Source organism: Kitasatospora sp. NPDC059803 (genome assembly GCF_042732255.1).
Taxonomy (GTDB): Bacteria; Actinomycetota; Actinomycetes; order Streptomycetales; family Streptomycetaceae; genus Kitasatospora.
This window is the reverse complement of the sequence record NZ_JBHWIJ010000335.1, coordinates 5,004-8,659: the sequence shown is the minus strand read 5'-3', so window position 1 is coordinate 8,659 and position 3,656 is coordinate 5,004. Positions and strand designations below refer to the sequence as shown.

Below are 3,656 nucleotides of genomic sequence, written 5' to 3'. Positions count from 1 at the left end.
GCTCTGGACAAGCCGGGCGCGGGCCGGTTTCGCGGCTCCGGACTCATGGCTCCGGTTTCGTAACTCCGGTTCCGTGACTCCGGGTTCATGACTCCGGGCTCATGGCGCGCCTTCGGGGTGCCCGTCGTCCGGGACGCGGCCGAAGGCGGCGACGGGGATTCCTCCAGGGGTGAGGGTCATCGGGCGTCCCCGGCAGGGGTCGTCGCGTCGCCGGACGGGGCGTCGCTGCGCAGGTGCGGGCGGGCCAGCAGCAGGTAGAGCCCGCCGGCCGCGAGCACCGCCACGGCCGAGAGCAGCACGAGGTAGTCGTCGTACCAGGCGGCGTCCGGGGTGCGGCCCCAGCAGATGTTGACGATCGCGGCGAGCCCGTACACCAGCGCGCCGATGTTCACCGCCAGGCCCCAGCGGCCGAGCCGGAAGTCCCCGCTCGGGCGCCAGCCGCGCAGCCGGGCGCGCAGGGCGGCCAGCACCACCATCTGGAAGGCCAGGTAGATGCCGATGCTGGAGAAGGAGATGATCTTCGTCAGGGCGCCCTCGGAGAGCGCCGAGGCGCCGACGATGATCACGCCCGGCACTGCCGCCGCGAGCAGCAGCGCGTACAGCGGCACCCGCAGGCGGTCCGAGACGGTGGCGAGCAGCCGGCTGCCCACGATCATCCGGTCCCGGGCGAAGGAGTACGCCAGCCGGCTCGCCGCCGCCTGGAGGCTCAGCACGCAGGACAGGAACGAGATCAGCACCACGCCGATCACCACCCGGGCGCCGGTGGCGCCGAACGCGTCGTGCAGCACCGAGGCCACCGGGTCCTTGTCGTCGCCGGAGACCACCGCGCCGATGTCCTGGATCGACATCACCAGCGCCAGGCTGACGCCGATCGCCGCCGCGCCGCCGACGTAGAGGGTGCGCCGCATCGACTTGGGGATCTGTCGACCGGGGTTCGGCACCTCCTCGGCGACGTCGCCGCACGCCTCGAAGCCGAAGAAGAGGAAGACCGCGATCAGTCCGGCGGCCAGGAAGGCGTCGGTGTATGAGCCGCCGTCGCCCGCGCCGAAGCGGTCGAAGACCACGCCGAGGCCGTGGTAGCGGTGGGTCAGCAGCAGCCAGGCGCCGACCGCCAGAGCGCCCAGCAGCTCGGCGGCGAAGCCGAACACGGCCGCCGCCGACAGCACCTTGGTGCCGCCCAGGTTGATCACGGTGGCGAGCAGCAGCAGGCCGAGCGCGCACCAGACGGTCGTCGCTGTGCTCGGTTCGACGCCCAGCAGCGCGGCCACGTACGGGCCGGCGCCGTAGGAGACCGCCGCGATGGTGGACATCAGCGCCAGCAGGTACACCCAGCCGGTCAGCCAGCCCCAGGTGCGGCCCCAGAGCCGGCGCGCCCACGGGTACACCCCGCCCGCCACCGGGAACTGGGCGACCACCTCGCTGAACACCAGCGCCACCAGCAACTGGCCGACCCCGGCGATCAGGAAGCTCCACACCATCGGCGGGCCGGCGGTCGCGAGGGAGGAGGCGAAGAGTGTGTACACGCCGACGACCGGGGAGAGGTAGGTGAAGCCGAGGGAGAAGTTCGCCCAGAGGCTCATGTCGCGTTTGAACTCGGAGGTGTAGCCGAGGGCGGCCAGCCGAGCGGCATCGGCATCGGCATCGATGTCGGGGCCCTGAGGGGGGAGGGGGCCGGTCGGGGAGGTGGCACGTGCGCTGGCATCGGTCATGACCTGCTCCTGCTCCTGGGAACGTGGCGTGACGCGTGAGGGCTTACCGGGGGTGGTGCTCGGACCGGGATCGCGGGAAAACATATGAGATCGGGTTTCTAGCGGCAAGGGTGCGTGCCCGACCGGGAGGTACCCTGCCGGGAGCACCCAGTCCGACGGTGATCGAGGAGGGGGCCGGCGTGGCGACGATCGGGAGCACGACCCCGCTGCTCAGCGCCGTCCTCGCGCCATTGACCGACCTCGGCCGCGCCGATGCCGTGGCCCGCCGGATCACCGAGGCGATCGCCCTCGGCCTGGTCGCCGACGGGGACCAACTGCCCAGTGAGAACGACCTCGCCGACCGGCTCGGCGTCGCCAACGGCACCGTCCGCGAGGCGCTCGCCCTGCTCCGCGAGGCCGACCTGATCGAGACCCGGCGCGGCCGCAACGGCGGCAGCTTCGTCCGCACCCCCGGCGAGGGCTCCGAACGCCTCCAACTCGCCCGGCTGCGTGACCTCGCCACCGTCGACCTGCGCGATCTCGGCGACGAGGAACTGGCCGTTTCCGGCACCGCCGCCCGGCTCGCCGCCGAACGCGCCCCCGCCGACCTCGCGCCCCGGCTCACCCGGCTGGTGCACGACCTGCGCGACGCCGCCGGGCCCGCCGAGCAGCGCCGCGCCGACGCCCGCTTCCACATCGAACTCGCCGTCGCCGCCCAGTCCGTGCGCCTCACCCGGCTCGCCGTCCGGCTCCAGGCCGAACTCGGGCCGCTGCTCTGGCTGCCCGCACCGCACGGCCCCGACCAGGAACGGTTCGCCGAGCAGCACCGGGAGATCCTGGTCGCCGTCCTGGCCGGCGACGCGGCCGGGGCCCGGGCCGCCGCCGAGGTGCACACCGTCGCCTGCGTGCACCACCTGGTGCGGGGGCACCTCCAGCTGGCGGGCGACGGCTGATGGCTGACGGACACGGCTGACGGACGACGGCTGACCGGAGGCCCGGATATGACCTGCACTCCTGGATGTATCAGCCCCGTTTTGGCGCGGGAGGCCGGGTGAAGCAGCAGTCGCCGCAGACCCCGGCGCCCGGCCCCACCCGGTAGTACAGGCAGCAGCTCGTCCGTCGGAAGGCTGCGCCGCGCGGGCCGGTCCGCAGCGTCCCGGTGCCGGCCAGCGGCGGGCGCGCGAGCAGCTCCGCGACCAACGCCCGTGCGGGGCCCGGCGCGTGGGCGTCCAGGACTCGCAGCGTACCGGCCAGGGCGGAGGCGGCGTTGCCCGTCAGCAGCCGGGCGGAGAGCGGGACGGCGGACCGCACCGCCGCCGCCAGCGGCTCCAACTGGCCTACCAGGACGGCCTCGTACAGCTGGTCGGCGAGCGGGAGCGGAGTGGGGAGCGAAGCGGGGAACGGGGCGGGGAGCGGGGGCTCCGGCGGCGTCCAGAGGTCGAGCGGCCCCTGATCCGGGATCCGCACCCAGGCGTGCTCCAGCGTCGGGACCGTACCCAACAGGACGGCCGCCCCGAGGCCCACCGACCAGAAGCGGGCGGCCAGTCCGAGGTGGGGGTACCTCCGCGCGACCCGGGGGGCGGGGGGGGCGCGACGCTGGCCCACCCCCCCGATCCCCCCGGCCCGCCGCGCCGGCGCGCCGGTGCCGTACAGCTCGGGCAGCGGCCGGAAGCCCGGGGGCGGTCCCGCGCCGGGTTCGGCGGGGGTGTCGAGCGCGAAGTACGGGCCGACGGCGGCGAGTCGGCCGTAGTCGGGGCGGCCGACGTTCCCGGTGCCGTCGGCGGGGCGGTCGACGGGCATCGGGCGGGCCTCCAGGGCGTTCAGGGCGCTCGGGTGATCGGTGTGATCGGTGCGTTCGGGCGCGCGGAGGAACGGTACCGCGCCGTGGGGGGGGCGGCCGGGGGGCGCGCCCCCCCCCCCGGCGCCGCCCGGGGGCGCGGCCCCCCCCCCCCCCCCCGGCGCCCCCCC

General features: G+C 75.1%; 3 protein-coding genes. 1 reads left to right on the top strand and 2 read right to left on the bottom strand.

Annotated elements, in window-relative coordinates; genetic code table 11:
• Positions 1–176: 176 nt before the first annotated feature.
• A complete protein-coding gene (locus ACFV6I_RS34260; RefSeq protein ID WP_380429643.1) occupies positions 177–1,709 on the bottom strand; it encodes an APC family permease in 1,533 nt (510 codons plus the stop codon).
• Between the two features lie 179 nt (positions 1,710–1,888).
• Between ACFV6I_RS34260 and ACFV6I_RS34255 the strand changes: the two genes are divergently transcribed.
• Positions 1,889–2,641 carry an FCD domain-containing protein gene (locus ACFV6I_RS34255; protein WP_363371043.1) on the top strand — a complete coding sequence of 251 codons (753 nt, stop codon included), beginning with the start codon at positions 1,889–1,891 and terminating at the stop codon, positions 2,639–2,641.
• A gap of 70 nt (positions 2,642–2,711) precedes the next feature.
• Here ACFV6I_RS34255 and ACFV6I_RS34250 read toward each other — a convergent pair whose 3' ends face one another.
• Complete coding sequence (locus tag ACFV6I_RS34250; protein WP_380429640.1) at positions 2,712–3,488, bottom strand: (2Fe-2S)-binding protein; 777 nt, start codon at positions 3,486–3,488, stop codon at positions 2,712–2,714.
• Positions 3,489–3,656: the final 168 nt, after the last annotated feature.